Source organism: Psychroflexus curvus (assembly GCF_020164585.1).
GTDB lineage: Bacteria > Bacteroidota > Bacteroidia > Flavobacteriales > Flavobacteriaceae > Psychroflexus > Psychroflexus curvus.
The window spans coordinates 389,542-402,563 of sequence record NZ_JAIQZF010000001.1 but is presented as its reverse complement, the minus strand read 5'-3'; the positions used below and the strand labels follow the sequence as shown (position 1 = coordinate 402,563).

Annotated in this window: 14 protein-coding genes; 11 read left to right on the top strand and 3 right to left on the bottom strand. The window is 34.5% G+C overall.

What is annotated here, in order from left to right:
• Positions 1-48: 48 nt before the first annotated feature.
• The gene (locus LB450_RS01720; RefSeq protein WP_224486120.1) at positions 49-1,929 is read right to left on the bottom strand and encodes a DNA topoisomerase IV subunit B; all 1,881 of its coding nucleotides are present in this window, start codon (positions 1,927-1,929) and stop codon (positions 49-51) included.
• A 171-nt stretch (positions 1,930-2,100) separates the two neighbouring features.
• Positions 2,101-2,451 carry a 4Fe-4S dicluster domain-containing protein gene (locus tag LB450_RS01715; protein WP_224486225.1) on the bottom strand — a complete coding sequence of 117 codons (351 nt, stop codon included), beginning with the start codon at positions 2,449-2,451 and terminating at the stop codon, positions 2,101-2,103.
• A 61-nt stretch (positions 2,452-2,512) separates the two neighbouring features.
• Here LB450_RS01715 and LB450_RS01710 point away from each other — a divergent pair, with 61 nt between their 5' ends.
• From LB450_RS01710 to corA, 11 genes are all read left to right on the top strand, one after another.
• On the top strand, positions 2,513-3,550 hold the full coding sequence (locus LB450_RS01710; RefSeq protein ID WP_224486119.1) for an acyl-CoA reductase: 1,038 nt from the start codon (positions 2,513-2,515) through the stop codon (positions 3,548-3,550).
• Positions 3,551-3,556: 6 nt separating this feature from the next.
• A complete protein-coding gene (gene serC, locus LB450_RS01705) occupies positions 3,557-4,627 on the top strand; it encodes a 3-phosphoserine/phosphohydroxythreonine transaminase (RefSeq protein WP_224486118.1) in 1,071 nt (356 codons plus the stop codon).
• A 10-nt stretch (positions 4,628-4,637) separates the two neighbouring features.
• The gene (locus tag LB450_RS01700; protein WP_224486117.1) at positions 4,638-5,588 is read left to right on the top strand and encodes an NAD(P)-dependent oxidoreductase; all 951 of its coding nucleotides are present in this window, start codon (positions 4,638-4,640) and stop codon (positions 5,586-5,588) included.
• A 5-nt stretch (positions 5,589-5,593) separates the two neighbouring features.
• On the top strand, positions 5,594-6,364 hold the full coding sequence (locus LB450_RS01695) for a septal ring lytic transglycosylase RlpA family protein (protein ID WP_224486116.1): 771 nt from the start codon (positions 5,594-5,596) through the stop codon (positions 6,362-6,364).
• An 8-nt stretch (positions 6,365-6,372) separates the two neighbouring features.
• A complete protein-coding gene (locus LB450_RS01690) occupies positions 6,373-6,780 on the top strand; it encodes a DUF6146 family protein (RefSeq protein ID WP_224486115.1) in 408 nt (135 codons plus the stop codon).
• A gap of 19 nt (positions 6,781-6,799) precedes the next feature.
• Positions 6,800-7,123, top strand: a complete 324-nt coding sequence (locus LB450_RS01685) for a DUF6787 family protein (protein ID WP_224486114.1) — start codon at positions 6,800-6,802, stop codon at positions 7,121-7,123.
• 51 nt (positions 7,124-7,174) lie between these two features.
• Complete coding sequence (locus LB450_RS01680) at positions 7,175-7,483, top strand: hypothetical protein (RefSeq protein WP_224486113.1); 309 nt, start codon at positions 7,175-7,177, stop codon at positions 7,481-7,483.
• A 46-nt stretch (positions 7,484-7,529) separates the two neighbouring features.
• On the top strand, positions 7,530-9,941 hold the full coding sequence (locus LB450_RS01675; RefSeq protein ID WP_224486112.1) for a TonB-dependent receptor: 2,412 nt from the start codon (positions 7,530-7,532) through the stop codon (positions 9,939-9,941).
• 28 nt (positions 9,942-9,969) lie between these two features.
• The gene (locus LB450_RS01670; RefSeq protein WP_224486111.1) at positions 9,970-10,536 is read left to right on the top strand and encodes a type 1 periplasmic binding fold superfamily protein; all 567 of its coding nucleotides are present in this window, start codon (positions 9,970-9,972) and stop codon (positions 10,534-10,536) included.
• Between the two features lie 194 nt (positions 10,537-10,730).
• Entirely contained in the window at positions 10,731-11,135 is a 405-nt protein-coding gene (locus tag LB450_RS01665; protein ID WP_224486110.1) for a glyoxalase, read from the top strand.
• Positions 11,116-12,225, top strand: coding sequence for a magnesium/cobalt transporter CorA (gene corA / locus LB450_RS01660; RefSeq protein WP_224486109.1), 1,110 nt, complete (start codon positions 11,116-11,118; stop codon positions 12,223-12,225). The genes LB450_RS01665 and corA overlap by 20 nt, the downstream gene beginning before the upstream one ends.
• Here the strand turns inward: corA and LB450_RS01655 are convergent.
• A complete protein-coding gene (locus LB450_RS01655) occupies positions 12,222-13,007 on the bottom strand; it encodes a tRNA pseudouridine synthase A (protein WP_224486108.1) in 786 nt (261 codons plus the stop codon). The genes corA and LB450_RS01655 overlap by 4 nt on opposite strands.
• Positions 13,008-13,022: the final 15 nt, after the last annotated feature.

The following is a 13,022-nucleotide window of genomic DNA, read 5'->3' as shown; positions in this document are numbered from 1 at the left end:
ATCACCGAAAAGTAATAGACAACGGGAATTCTTTTGACTAATTTATGATTACTTAATCTCATGTATTTCTTCTTCAACTTCCTCCACTAGGTCGATTTCCACTTTTAAATTATCGATAATAAAATTCTGCCTATCTGGGGTGTTTTTACCCATATAAAACTCTAAAATCTCTGGAATACTTTTGTATTTATCCAACATCACTGGGTCCAATCGAATGTCATCACCAATAAAATTTTTAAATTCATCAGGAGAAATTTCACCTAAACCTTTAAAACGTGTTATTTCCGGCTTCCCCCTAAGTGCCTTTATTGCTTCTCTTCTTTCGGTTTCTGAATAACAATAGAAGGTTTGTTTTTTATCTCTAACTCTAAACAATGGTGTTTGTAAAATATACAAATGTCCTTCTTTAATCAATTCTGGAAAGAACTGGAGGAAAAAGGTAATAATCAATAATCTAATGTGCATCCCGTCCACATCGGCATCGGTAGCGATAACAATATTATTGTATCTTAAATCTTCTAATGAATCTTCAATATTTAAAGCCGCCTGTAAAAGATTAAACTCCTCGTTTTCATAAACAATTTTTTTACTTAACCCGTAGGAATTTAAAGGTTTACCTTTTAAACTGAAAACCGCTTGAGTATTGACATCTCTGGATTTTGTAATACTCCCACTTGCAGAATCCCCCTCAGTAATAAATAGCGTAGTTTCCAGATACCCTTCTTTTTTGGTATCCTCTAAATGAATTCTACAATCCCTAAGTTTCTTGTTGTGAACGCTTGCTTTTTTAGCTCTGTCTTTCGCCAGTTTACGAATTCCAGAAAGTTCCTTTCTTTCCTTTTCAGCTCTAAGAATTTTCCTGTGGAGCAACTCGGCGGTTTCATTGTTTTTATGAAGGAAATTATCCAACTTTTGCTTTAAAAAATCTAAAATATAAGTTCTTACCGTCGGTAAGTCACCTCCCATATCTGTTGAGCCAAGTTTGGTTTTGGTCTGACTTTCAAAAACAGGTTCCATCACTTTGATACTAATCGCAGAAACTATAGATTTCCTGATGTCGCTGGGTTCAAAATTCTTTTTATAAAATTCTCTTATAGTTTTTACAATGGCTTCTCTAAAGGCAGACTGGTGAGTACCCCCTTGAGTCGTGTTTTGTCCGTTTACGAACGAGTGGTATTCTTCTGAATATTGAGCCTTGCTGAAAGTAATAGCAACTTCAATATCATTACCTTTTAAGTGAATGATTGAAAACAATCGGTCTTCCTCTCTTATTGTATCACTCAATAAATCTTTTAAACCTTCTTCTGAATAATATTTTTCTCCATTGAATAGTATGGTTAATCCTGGATTGAGATAGACATAAATCTTAAGCATTTTCTCAATATATTCATTTCTGAAATTATATTTTTTAAAAATTGCTTCGTCAGGAACAAAGGTAACTTTGGTTCCTCGTCTCCTGGACGTTTCATCAAGATCTTCTTTGTTTATTAAATTACCTTGCTCAAATTCAGCAGAAACTGACTTATTCCCTCTTGTAGATTCCACTCTGAAGTAGCTTGATAAAGCATTTACAGCTTTAGTTCCTACGCCGTTTAGACCAACAGATTTTTTGAAAGCATTGGTGTCGTATTTACCCCCAGTGTTCATTTTGGAAACCACATCCACCACTTTTCCCAGGGGAATTCCTCGACCGAAATCTCTTACAATTACTTTTGAATTCTGAATGGAAACCTCGATGGTTTTACCAGATCCCATGACAAATTCATCTATAGAGTTGTCTAAAACTTCTTTTAATAAGATGTAAACTCCATCATCTGCTCCGGAACCATCACCGAGCTTACCTATATACATTCCTGGTCGCATACGAATATGCTGCTTCCAGTCAAGCGATTTGATATTATCTTCTGTGTACTTTGTTTCTTCTGCCATAATTTTTCTAAACACCGAAATATACTACGATTTCTTTAAAATAAAAATCTGAAGCAAATTTAAAATCTAAGAGTTAGTTTAAATTCTCAATTATGTTTTTATTTTACTCTAAATAAAAAACCTCTATAACGCTGAAGCATAGAGGTTTAAATTCAATTATGATCAAACTCATTATTCTTTGTGCATAAAAGATTGTTTACCGAGTAATTCTTCTTCTGTTTCCTCATGTTCTTCGTCTGGAACACAACAATCAACCGGGCAAACTGCCGCACATTGTGGTTCTTCATGAAATCCAAGACACTCTGTACATTTATCTGCTACTATATAATACAATTCATCACTTACAGGTTCCTGTGCTTCTTCAGAATTCACTTCTTTACCATTTGGGAGTACGATATCTCCTTCTAAATCTGTACCATCAGCGTATCTCCAATCATCTGCTCCCTCATAGATTGCGGTATTAGGACATTCGGGCTCGCAGGCACCGCAATTGATACATTCGTCTGTTATTTTAATAGCCATTTGAGTAATATTTATGTAAGTTTGTTCAAAAATAGCAACACTACAAAGATTAGCCAAACATATGACTTTAGAAACCAGAATAGAGGCATTTTCAAATCTAGGATTTTCTTTACAAAACTACACAGATTATAAAGACTCAGGCTCTAATTTTTCACAAAAATTGACTAATGTTATACGACAGGCTGAGCTACAAAATGCATGGTTTTCTCAAGATCAAATTCACTCTGCATTACAAGAGTGGGCAAAAGCTTTAACCAGAGAAAATTTATCAAACTGGCTTAAAGCCTACAAAACGGAAGGATTTACTAAACAGAGAGTTGCCGTGGTCATGGCAGGAAATATTCCTTTGGTCGGTTTCCATGATTTTTTAAGTGTACTCATTACGGGTCATGATTTCATTGGAAAATTATCCTCTAATGATAGTATATTAATCCCTTTTCTTGCTGAAGAACTTATAAACATTCAACCTGAATTTAAGTCTAAAATCCAATTCACAAAGGATAGATTACCGGATTTTGATGCTGTTATTGCTACTGGCAGCAATAATACCGCTCGTTACTTTGAGTATTACTTTAAAGACAAACCACACATCATTCGTAAAAACAGAAATTCAGCGGTAATTCTGGATGGAACTGAATCAAAAGAAGAATTAGAAAACTTAGGTGATGATATTTTTAAGTATTTCGGTATGGGATGCAGAAACGTTTCTAAACTATTTGTCCCCGAAGGCTATGATTTTGATAGTTTTTTTAAAGCCATGTTCAACTATAAAGACATCATAAATCACCATAAATACGCCAATAATTACGATTATAACAAGGCTGTTTATCTCATGAGTTCTGTAAAATTACTGGACAACGGCTTTTTACTTTTAAAGAAAGACTTACAATTTTCTTCACCAATTGGTGTTTTGTTTTATGAAACTTATTCAGATGAAAGCCAATTGGCACAAAGACTGAAAGAAGAAACTGAAAACATACAATGTATCGTTGGTCGACATAAATATAGCCATATAGATTTTGGACAGGCACAATATCCTAAGCTTTCAGATTATGCGGATGGTGTGGATACTATTAATTTTTTGATTCAAACAAACTAATACGTCATGGAAAGACCTCATAATTTTAGTGCTGGACCCTGTATACTTCCTTTAGAAGTTTTTGAAAAAGCCTCACAATCAGTTATAGATTTGGATGGTTCCGGATTATCTGTTTTAGAAATTTCGCATAGAAGTTCTGCTTTCGTAGAGGTTATGGAAAAGGCCAGATCACTTGCCTTAGAGCATTTGAATTTAGAAAATAAAGGTTATAAAGCCTTATTTATGCAGGGGGGAGCAAGCATGCAGTTTTTAATGACGGCTTATAATCTTCTGGAGACAAAAGCTGGTTATTTAGATACTGGAACCTGGGCTTCAAATGCCATCAAAGAAGCCAGACATTTTGGTGATGCTGAAGTAGTAGCCAGTTCGAAAGAAAGCAATTACAACTTTATTCCAAAAAATTTCAGCATCCCGAAAGGTTTAGATTATTTACACTGCACAAGTAATAATACTATTTATGGCACTCAAATGAAGACGTTTCCAAATTCAGAAGAAACTCCACTCATTTGTGATATGAGTAGCGACATTTTTTCAAGAGAAATCGATTTTTCTCAATTTGGACTTATTTATGCTGGTGCTCAAAAAAATATGGGGCCTGCAGGAGCTACACTGGTTGTAGTGAAAGAAGATATTTTAGGCAAAATATCCCGACAAATTCCTTCCATGATGAATTATGAAGTCTTTATCAAAAAAGAAAGCATGTTCAATACACCGCCGGTATTTTCGGTATATGTATCTATGCTTACCCTGGAATGGTTATCCCGAAATGGTGGCATTTCAGCAATCGAAAAAAAGAATCGGGCAAAATCTGAACTGATATATTCTGAAATTGACAGGAACTCACTTTTTGAGGGCTTTACAGCTAAAGAAGACCGTTCTATGATGAATGCAACGTTTACATTGAAAGACGACAAATTAGCTCCAAAATTTGATGAACTATGGAAGTCGGCCAATATCAACGGGTTAAACGGTCACAGAAGCGTTGGAGGCTATAGAGCTTCTATGTATAATGCACTATCAATTGAGAGTGTAGAAGTCCTTGTGGACGTAATGAAACATTTTGAAAACACTATTTAACTACTTTTAAATGAAAATATTAGCAACAGATGGCTTTTCTGAAGTTGGCACCAAATTACTCATAGACGCTGGTCATGAGGTCATTATAAAAAACATAGCCTCAAATCAGTTGACAAATTATATCAATGCAAACAAAATTGAAGGCATTTTAGTAAAGAGCTCTACTCCTCTTTCGAAATCGATTATTTCTGAATTGACTTCACTTAAATTTATAGGAAATTGCGATAGAAGTTCAAATCATATTGATTTAAACGCCGCAAAACAAAAAAACATTAAGGTTTTTCATGCAGAGCATGCCTGGAGCAATAGCGTTGCTGAACTAAGCATTGCTCACCTCTTAAGCTGTATGAGACATCTTAAAGACTCAAACCGCGAGATGCCGCTAGAAGGAGATCAAAACTTCAATGCTTTAAAACGGTCCTTTTCTGGCGGTAGTGAATTAATTGGAAAAACTCTTGGTCTTATTGGTTTTGGAAAAATAGGTCAGGAAGTTGCAAAGAAGGCCATTGCTTTAGGGATGGAAGTCAAATTCTATGATAAGAATGTAGAATCTGCTGAATTAAATTTGACTTTCTATGACAAGCAGAGTATAAAATTCAATTTAAAATCATCCTCTTTAGATGAACTTTTGTCAACTTCAGATGTGGTAAGTCTTCACACTCCTGAAACTGAAAGCTATCTAATAGGTTCAAAAGAACTTCAAAAAATGAAGCCAACTGCTGGGATTATCAACACTTCCCACAGTAAATGTTTAGATGAGGTAGCATTGGTTAAATCCCTTGAAAATAATGAATTAAGTTTTGGAGCCTTAGATGTTTTTGAAGATGAGCCTCAACCCCCTATTCAATTGCTAATGAATCCTAAACTTTCATTAAGTCCACATATTGGAGGAGCCACACAAGACACGCAGGATCGCATTGCTGAAGAACTCAGTAATCACATCATATCATTTTTGAACTAAACATTATGAAGGCATTTTTTATAGGGTTATTATTAATAGTAAGTCAGGTTGGCTTTTCTCAAACTCAAACTGGCAAAGCATCGTTTTATGCCGACAAATTTGAAGGAAGACCTACGGCCAGTGGCGAGATTTACGAACACAATTTAGCGACGGCTGCTCATAGAAAACTGCCTTTTGGAACCAAAGTAAAAGTCACAAACCTTGAAAATAATAAAACAGCTATTGTTAAAATCAATGATAGAGGACCTTTCATAAGAGGAAGAATCATCGATTTATCAAGATCAATAGCAAATGCTCTTGATATAATCAAAAGTGGAGCTACAGAAGTCAGAATAGAAGTCCTTGATAAAAATGCTTCAGTTTCAAATAAAAAGGCAGAATATGTAGCTACTCCGGCAACAAATAATAAGAAAAAACAAGTAGAACAACTTGCACAGGTAAGAAAAGAAAGCGCTGAAAATTTTAAAAACACAACAAAAGATGATTCTGAGGAAAAAGAATCTTACGAATTAATTGTCGATGAAGTCACTCCAAACTTCTATGGTGTACAGATTGCAAGTTTTTCAGAAAGTGACAATTTGATAAGGTTAGCTTATAAGCTCAAAGCAAGTTATAAAAGCAAAGTTCTTGTTCAGGTTAAAACTGTTGATCAAACCAAATTGTACACTGTAATTCTAGGTCAATTTGACAATAGAAAAGCTGCAGAAGGTTTCAAAACTAATTTACAGGATAAATATCCCGGCTCATTTATAGTAGATATGACTGTAAAGAATTAACTTTAGATATGAACTATTTTATATTTATTCTCTTTCTATCACTTATAATTGGGTGTTCGAGCCAAAAAAAAGGATCTGATCAAAATCCTGATGATTCTGAAATCGTAAATGATACGATTCGTATTGCAAACGATGAGTTGGAATATGAAATTATAATTTTTGAACCTGGCTTTAATTCCTGGCTTGTCACTCAAAAACCAAGAGGCTACTATAGTCAGACTTATTTGGAACAAAGAAATAGGATTTTTGTAACCAATTATAATATCAGAGCTAATAATCCAACGCAGTATGGTCCAGATTTGTATCCAATGCAAATCAACTACGAATATAATGTTGATTATGGCTACGAAGTGAACTACCTCCTGTATAATTATTTCATATATTTTCAAGAGGAATATGGGCAGAGATTGAGATAAGCTTTTGTATTTTTGCGAAATGAAAAAATTAAAAGAACGCTGGGGCATTCAATCCAACTTTCAATTGGTTATCATTTTTGTAGTCTTTGCCATTACAGGCTCATTGTCCGCGTATCTGGCTAAACCAGTTTTAAACTTTATAGGATTATCACGTGAAGTATTTCCAGAACATTTTTTTGGAGGTTTTTTCTACTATTCCCTTAGAATACTGCTTATTTTTCCCATATATCAAGTTCTTCTAGTAGTAATTGGCACCTTATTTGGCCAAAATAAATTCTTTTGGGATTTTGAAAAGAAAATGCTTTCAAGACTAGGACTTGGCTCCCTTTTCAATAATGACTAAATATATTTATAGTTTGTAAAAATATATTATATTCGTATAAACTAATTGATTTTGAATTTCAAACAAATATTGAGTTTACTGCTGTTTATGGTGTTTACGACTACTGTCGTCAATGCTCATGCATTAAGTCATTTGTTTGAAGAAGATAATTCAGCCATAGAGCATTGCAAAACCTGTGATGAATATGTGCTGACTAGTCACGAAGATTTCAGTTTTATCGCTCCTTCTTTTCCAGAATTGACTTTTTACACTTTTGAAACAAAAGTTGAAACTTCAGTTTCATTTCATTTAGAATGCCTTTTTATAATTCGGAAATCAGGTAAATATTACAACAAACCTCCCCCATTTAAACTAGTTTAAAGTAGCCCTTACACTTTATCAATATCACTAGTTTAAAATATTTAATATGATTCAGAAGTTTAGTCTTTTGTACTTTCTCTTAATTCTTAGCCCATTTGTTTTTTCCCAGGATTGTGATTTATCGATTTCAGGTCAAATCATAGACATTCATGATAACACACCTCTTCAGGGTGCTGTAGTTGTTATTCAAGGAACAGATTCAGTTTCGTACAGCGATGAAAATGGTTATTTTGAAATTAACGCGATTTGTAAAGGCCTACTCACACTTACAGTCACTCATCCCTATTGTGAAACTCAGACCAGGAAAATAACTCTTACTGAGGATACCAAAATCAACTTTAAGCTTGAGCATCATCTGGAGGAACTCAATGAGGTTTTGCTTAAAGGGAAACTTTATGATACAGAACTCAACTCTTCTATTTCCAGTCAAATAAAAACTGATGAACTCGAAAGATTTAGTAATGCTTCACTTGGAGATGCCCTGAAAAGCATAAGTGGAGTCTCCTCTTTAAATACGGGAAGCTCTATAGTAAAACCGATTATAAATGGCCTTCATAGTTCCAGAGTTTTGATCATCAACGATAATGTGAGACTCCATGATCAACAATGGGGAGAAGATCACGCCCCTAATGTAGATATCAATTCTGCTGCGAATGTAACTGTTATCAAAGGAGCTTCGGCCTTGAAATATGGTGGAGATGCTATAGGTGGTACTATTGTAATTGAGCCCCAAAAGGCACCTATAAAAGACACCTTGATTGGAAAAACGATATTAAATGGCGCAACAAATGGACGTGGGGGGACACTTTCGTCTAGCCTGATAAAAGCTAATTCCAGCGGATTCAATTACAGAATTCAAGGAAGCTTAAAAAGGCTTGGAGACTTAAAGGCGCCTGATTATCAATTGACTAATACAGGACAACAGGAAAACAATATCAGTTTGGGTGTTGGTCTTAACAAAATAGATTACGGTGTTGATTTCAGTTATAAATTGACAAATTCAGAAATTGGTATTCTTAGAGCTTCGCATATTGGAAATTCCAGAGATCTCGTCAACGCCATCAATAGAAAAGAGCCCTTTTTTAGTGATGATTTTTCTTACTCCATAAATAATCCAAAACAAGAAGTTACCCATCAAATTTTTAAGCTCAACACCTTCAAACGTTTAAAGAATATAGGCGAAGTGAGTTTACAGTATTCATTTCAAAACAACGACAGATTAGAGTTTGATGTTAGACGAGGTGGCCGAAGCGATAATGCGGCTATGGACATGAATTTAAAAACGCATACGCTTATCGCTCAGCTGGAATGGACAGAATTGAAAGATTTTCATTCTGACTTTGGAATAGAATTTAATGCACAGACCAATTCTACCAATCCAAATACCGGCGTAAGACGATTAATACCAGATTACAACATGTATTCTGCAGGTATATTTGCCACCACTATTTACTCTTTGACAGAAAACTGGAAAATTGATGCAGGAGTTAGATACGATTTCAACACAATCGATGCTGATAAATTTTATCAAACCTCCAGATGGCAAAATTTAAACTACGATCGACTATTCCCTGAATTCGAAGTTGAGAACTTTGGAAATCAAATTCTTACAAATCCTAACTTCGATTATCATAATATTTCAGGAGTTATTGGGGCTACACATAGGTTTAAAAATGGGTGGAAACTAATTTCAAATATCGGTTCAGCCAGTAGGGCTCCAAACCCTTCAGAACTGTTTAGCGATGGATTACACCACAGTCTGTCGAGCATTGAGTTTGGTGATTTACAACTTGATTCCGAGCAATCTGTTAAAGCTGGAGTTGGACTTCAGGGAGAGGTTGATAATTTCGGGTTCAGTATTCAGCCTTACTATAATTATATATATAATTTTATCATCCTGGAGCCTGATGGCATTGAAACCACTATACGTGGAGCCTTTCCCTTGTATTCGTACAGACAAACCGACGCCAGACTGTATGGTATAGATGTAAGTGCTAGTTATACTTATCAAAATTTTGATATCCTATCCAATTTAGCCTACGTCAACGGGCAAGATATTAGTAAAGATGAAGCGCTTATCAACATGCCTCCTTTTAATATGTCGAATACCCTAACTTATACCAAAACAGACTGGAATAATTTTTACTTATCTGTCAACAGTCAATTTGTGGCTAAACAAAATCAGTTTCCAGATAATAACTTCAACACAGACATTGTCAATACAACCACAGGTGACTTTGAAAGTGTAATGGTTGACATCAGTTCAACACCTGAAGCTTACCATTTACTTAATTTAAGTACAGGGTTTGAATTTGAAATGAAATCAAAAAAAGTAAGCCTTAATCTTAATATCAATAACCTATTGAACACAAATTACAGAGATTACCTTAACAGGTTAAGATTTTATGCTGACGAAGTCGGCACTAATGCTATGTTACAACTAAAACTCAATTATTAACCCAAATTCAATTTTAAAAATTAAACCTATGAAAACAATCAAATTATTAAGCCTAAGCTTAATTGCCTTAGTGACATTTAGTGCATGTTCAGATGATGACGAAACACCACAACTCATCAATGAAGAGGAAGTCATCACAACCTTAAACGTTTACTTAACTACTAGTGGAGGAACTGAAGAACTTGCTTTTTCATACCGGGACCTTGACGGGGATGGAGTTAATCCTGAAATCAAAACATCAACTTTAAGTGCTAATACGATTTACTCTGGAAGAGTTGAATTTTTGAACGAACTGGAATCTCCGGCAGAAGATATCACAGAAGAAGTTAGAGAAGAAGCTGAAGAACATCAGGTTTTTTATGTGCCGTCAAGTGCATTAAATGTCACAACACAATACCAGGACCTGGATGCTAATGGAAATCCTATTGGTGTAGACTTTAGTTTGGAAACAAATGCTTCAAGCTCTGGAAACATGACCATTTTTCTAATTCACGAAGGGGATAAATCTGCTGAAGGTGCTAGTGAAGGAATCTTGTCCGATTCAGTAGGTGGGGAAACAGATATTCAAGTCACGTTTAATGTCACAGTTGAATAATTAATCCACAAAAAAGATTAAATACTCAATCTTAGGATGAAAATTCAATAATGCTGAGCTGATAGGTAAAAAATCGGAGGGTAAGACTTTATAAAAAGTCTTACCCTTTTTATTTAAAAAAATCTGATCATCTTAAAAGATTTCTGAAATTTAAAGCTAAAAAAGATTTTCTTACATTAGTAAAAATATAAGTTATGACCTCAAGAGATGAATTGGTTTTATCTATAAGATTAGAAATTCCAAATGCTAAAGTTGATCAATCTACCCTCGGTTTAGAATCGTTTCAAAATTCAACCTTAAGACCCATTGCTAAATTTCAAAATGAATTGATTCTTTCCATTTTTGAGAATTATATCAAACGATATAAAAATGTGTTTTATAAGTTAGGAACTGAAGAAAAACTTAACTATATCGAGAATACGGTAAAGAAAGATTCTAAATTTAAAAACCTAATAAGAGGAGTCTTTATGGGACATTTTACTGTTGATGAATATGAGTTTTACCACAAAAATTCTTCAGAAGTCAATAAAAGAATTATTAATTTGACCAAAGAACGTTTACAAACTCAACTTCACTATTTTGAAAAACAAAGTGCATAATACCTTAAGACATTTACATTATCCAAAAGCCTTAAAGCTGAAACGTAAACCTATACAGAATCAAATACCAGGAAAGATAACCTATGTGGGTGAAGAAACTTCTGAAAAGACGGTGATTAATGTCATCAGTTTTAATGAAGAAAAAGTCATTTACCATAACAATTGTCCTGTAGAAAAAGTACTTGATTTAGTCACACACGAAACAGAATTCAAACACTGGATCAATTTTATAGGTGTTCATAATGTTGAAAAACTTGGTCATCTGGGTTCATTGCTCAAAATTCACCCATTGATATTAGAGGATATTGCCAATACTAAGCAAAGACCCAAATTGGATGAGTTCGATGATTATGTATTCTTTGCTCTTAAAATGATTTTTCACAACGATGCTGGTTTATTGATTAAGAATCACTTCGGAATTGTCTTTAACCAGTCTTATATTATCTCTTTTCAGCAATCTCAGGATACTATTTTTAACTCTATACGCGAGCGCATTCAAAATAAAGTAGGAAGGATTCGCATGAGAGGAACAGATTATCTTTTTTATGCCCTTGTTGACGCTGTGGTTGACAATTATTATAATGTTACTGAAACCATAGAAGAAAAAACTGAAAACCTTGAAGACAGAATTTTGAAAGATGCGCATAATGCGTCTACAACAGAGATTCAATTGTTAAAACGAGAAATTTTAAGTGTTCGTAAAGCCATTTTTCCTGCGAAAGAACTCATTAGAAAGCTTCAGGTTTCAAAACATGAGCTTTATGATCAGTCAACAAAAGCCTATATAGCCGATTTATATGACCACATTTTGCAAGTCACAGAAAACGTTGATATTTATCGGGAGATCGTATGGGGATTGATGGATATGTATATGAGTAGTTTGAGTAACAAGATGAACAAAGTTATGAAGGTTCTCACCATCATGTCTTCGATCTTTATTCCCCTCACCTTTATCGCAGGTGTTTATGGGATGAATTTTGAATATATGCCTGAACTCAGTTATAAACCAGCCTACTTTATTGTTTTAGGAATTATGTTTCTAATGGTTATGGCTCTTATTTATTTTTTCAAGAGAAAGAATTGGTTTTAAGGCTTTAAAGAAACCCTATTCAAAATTAAACCTGAAGCTTGAGCAATATGTTCAAGTTTCATTTTGTTTTTACCGTCAATTATTTTTTTGAGATCCTCAAGACTTATTTTGTGCCGTCCTAGGTCTATCAATGCTCCCATCATCAAGCGAATTTGCTGGCGTTTGAAGCCTTCTCCAACTACCTTCAGCACATAGCTAAGCTCAGGGAAAAAATTAGCGGTGTAAATTGAATTCTCTGTGAGTTCACAGACATCGATTTTCCCCTCAGTTTGAGTTTCAGGATTAGGTCGAAATGCGAAAGAATAAAAGTCATGTTCACCCTCAAATAACTTCGCCCCTTTTTTCATGAGTGCAATGTCTAGGTCTTCCTGCAGATTGACCATGAAAGGTGCACAAAAAGGGTGCATTTTCTCTTTTATACAAAAGAAGTAGAGGTATTCTTTGACTTTAGGATGCTGAATGATATTAAAATCAGCTGTGGTTTCTTCTATAGAAAGACATTTTATATCCTGAGGTAGATTTTTATTAAAGACCTCAAGAAATGTATCTAAGTTTAATTCATCTTCATAGATGAATAGCTCGGCGTAAGTTTGGTTAACAGATACCATCGCATCGGTTCTGCCGGCAGCAATCACTTTGAAGCGCTTGCCCTCTAAAACATAATTTAGCGTTTTATTAAGCATGTGCTCAATGGTCAATACGTCTGGTTGTTTTTGCCAGCCATGGTATCGAAACCCTAAATATTGAAGTTGAATGAGATAATAAAATCGTTTATACTGCATAAAATGGCAGGTGAC

Bases quoted from the DNA above. Each gene is read 5' to 3' on its own strand.
- LB450_RS01675 (WP_224486112.1), top strand. From the start codon at position 7,530: ATGATTCAGAAGTTTAGTCTTTTGTACTTTCTCTTAATTCTTAGCCCA.
- LB450_RS01715 (WP_224486225.1), bottom strand. From the start codon at position 2,451: ATGGCTATTAAAATAACAGACGAATGTATCAATTGCGGTGCCTGCGAG.
- LB450_RS01695 (WP_224486116.1), top strand. From the start codon at position 5,594: ATGAAGGCATTTTTTATAGGGTTATTATTAATAGTAAGTCAGGTTGGC.
- LB450_RS01700 (WP_224486117.1), top strand. From the start codon at position 4,638: ATGAAAATATTAGCAACAGATGGCTTTTCTGAAGTTGGCACCAAATTA.
- LB450_RS01710 (WP_224486119.1), top strand. From the start codon at position 2,513: ATGACTTTAGAAACCAGAATAGAGGCATTTTCAAATCTAGGATTTTCT.
- LB450_RS01685 (WP_224486114.1), top strand. From the start codon at position 6,800: ATGAAAAAATTAAAAGAACGCTGGGGCATTCAATCCAACTTTCAATTG.
- LB450_RS01690 (WP_224486115.1), top strand. From the start codon at position 6,373: ATGAACTATTTTATATTTATTCTCTTTCTATCACTTATAATTGGGTGT.
- LB450_RS01720 (WP_224486120.1), bottom strand. From the start codon at position 1,929: ATGGCAGAAGAAACAAAGTACACAGAAGATAATATCAAATCGCTTGAC.
- serC (WP_224486118.1), top strand. From the start codon at position 3,557: ATGGAAAGACCTCATAATTTTAGTGCTGGACCCTGTATACTTCCTTTA.
- LB450_RS01670 (WP_224486111.1), top strand. From the start codon at position 9,970: ATGAAAACAATCAAATTATTAAGCCTAAGCTTAATTGCCTTAGTGACA.
- LB450_RS01665 (WP_224486110.1), top strand. From the start codon at position 10,731: ATGACCTCAAGAGATGAATTGGTTTTATCTATAAGATTAGAAATTCCA.
- LB450_RS01655 (WP_224486108.1), bottom strand. From the start codon at position 13,007: ATGCAGTATAAACGATTTTATTATCTCATTCAACTTCAATATTTAGGG.